A 2147-nucleotide genomic window follows, 5' to 3' on the forward strand; every position below is an offset into this window, starting at 1 on the left:
ATCGCGACCACGGGTGGGAGGTCCTTATCCCGTCGGTCGCTTTCAAGAACTCGGGGTCATCCTTCTTCGGACAGAAACCATTTCGGCTGATCCTGCCGGACCTGCTCGACCTCTACAAATATCTCGATGCTTACATCGATCGCCATCGAGTTGTCCTGCTTGATGGTGCCAAAGATCCCGGCACCCTCTTCGTCAAAACGGTGAAAACGATCAGCATCGATGCGGCTTACAACTCCACCACCTTCTACGAAGCCTGGCGGACGGTCATACAACTCTACGGCATCTACAATCCCTACACCGGACGAGGTGCGATCAAGGGACTGCTGCCGCATGGTCCACACAATCTGCGCGATATTCTTGCGACGCATATCCTGAAGCAGACCGGATCATATGAGCAGGCAAGCTACGCCATTCAGGACACACCCGATGTCGTGCAGCAGCACTACGGTCGCTTCCTGCCGCAGGACAAGGCTGCTCTTGCTGCTAAGATCCTCAATCAAGTCTGGCAAGCTGCGTAAACTAGAAAGAGATGCTCGGCTTAGATTCGCAAACCTTATCGAGTCTGGGCCGAGCGTTCTTGTTTAGACCTTGATGAAGGTCGAACCTTTGGCCCACCTATTTGTCATGAACTGAGAGGCAGGGGATCGGTGCCCTCGCTTAGAATTGCAAGGTATCGTCGATAGCTGAACACGCGGCCGCGCTTGCGGCCAGTCACCTCATCAACGATGCCCAATCGCTCCAGATCGGCAAGTGCAGCGTTGACCGTAGGTGCGGACAGACCTGTTATCTGAACAATCTGGTTGGCAGTGTGAAAAGGATTCTGCTGGAATAGCTCGTGAATACGAAGGGCCGAGCCTGCTCTATCACTTTCCATCGTGATCCGCTCCCGATCTTCCTTGAAAAGATCGACGATCTGGGTCGCAGCTTCAAACGCTTGATTGGCAGTGTCGGCCACTCCGGTCAGGAAAAAGTCCAGCCAGGCTTCCCAGTTTCCATTTTCGCGGACTTCCTGCAGCAAACGATAATACTCTCTCCGATGGGACTTCAGATAGAGGCTGAGGTAGAGCAGCGGCTTTCGCAAAACGCCGTTCATGCACAGATACAGGGTTACAAGCAGACGGCCGATACGACCATTACCATCAAGAAACGGATGGATCGTTTCAAACTGCACATGCAGCAGTCCAGCTTTGATCAGTGCCGGCAAGCGCGACTGGTCGTCATGCATGAATCGCTCGAACGCATCCAGGCAACCGGACATTTCAGTTACGGGTGGCGGCACAAAGAGTGCGTTACCGGGCCGCGTTCCGCCAATCCAATTTTGCGAGCGGCGGAATTCTCCAGGATCCTTGGTGCCTCCTCGCCCACTGTGTAGGAGCCTGGCGTGCATTTCACGGATCAGTCGCAACGACATGGGAAGCGTTTCCAGTCGTTCCAAACCAAACATCATGGCGTCAACGTAGTTGGATACCTCACGAATATCATCAACCGGTTGGCCCGCTTGAGCTTCCGTCTCAAACCGCAAAAGGTCGGAAAGCGTCGACTGCGTGCCCTCAATCTGCGAGGAAAGAACAGCTTCCTTTCTCACATACATATATAGAAATAGCTCCTGTCGCGGCAGCAGCATTGTGATACCGTCCAGACGCCCTAGCGCTCGCTCGGCCAGGCTAAGACGTTCCAGCAACGAAAGCACATCAATGACCGGCTCGGGCGGCAATGGTGGGGGAACGAACGCCCGCACTGTTTCACTGGCGGCGATCGCTTCGACGAAACGACCCATGCGATTTTTGGATACGGAATCAGACATGACCCATTATCAGCGCCAGCCACTATTTAAGCAATGCTCCTTTAATTTAATTAAGCGGCAAGCTTAGATAAGTGCGCTTAATTAACTGCGCGGGCGCCGTACTCCCGAGTTTTGATGCAGAGTGAATTGTTTAAAGGCATAACCCGAGGATCAGGCGGTCTCGAGAGTGCACGCCCGATACATCCTTTCTTAAAGCTCGCCTCATATTCCCGCTCGCCCTCAGCACTGGTGCCGAGAGAAATGGAATAAGCATGCCCAAACAAGACATTTCATCACGACATTTTCAGCGAAAAATATCTGAATTCTGCGAGCTGCGCATAGCGCCGAACACATCCAAGCTGGT

Annotated in this window: 1 protein-coding gene and 1 pseudogene; one reads left to right on the forward strand and one right to left on the reverse strand. The window is 53.4% G+C overall.

Annotated elements, in window-relative coordinates; genetic code table 11:
• Positions 1-518: pseudogene (locus J2T09_RS27495) on the forward strand (hypothetical protein); the annotation flags it as partial.
• Positions 519-622: 104 nt separating this feature from the next.
• Here J2T09_RS27495 and J2T09_RS27500 read toward each other — a convergent pair.
• Positions 623-1804, reverse strand: a complete 1182-nt coding sequence (locus tag J2T09_RS27500) for a Fic family protein (protein ID WP_306840271.1) — start codon at positions 1802-1804, stop codon at positions 623-625.
• Positions 1805-2147: the final 343 nt, after the last annotated feature.

Origin of the sequence: Neorhizobium huautlense (assembly GCF_030811685.1) — a bacterium.
In the GTDB taxonomy this organism is placed as follows: Bacteria; Pseudomonadota; Alphaproteobacteria; order Rhizobiales; family Rhizobiaceae; genus Neorhizobium; species Neorhizobium huautlense_A.

Coding starts and splice junctions, on each gene's coding strand:
- J2T09_RS27500 (WP_306840271.1), bottom strand. CDS start 1,804: ATGTCTGATTCCGTATCCAAAAATCGCATGGGTCGTTTCGTCGAAGCG.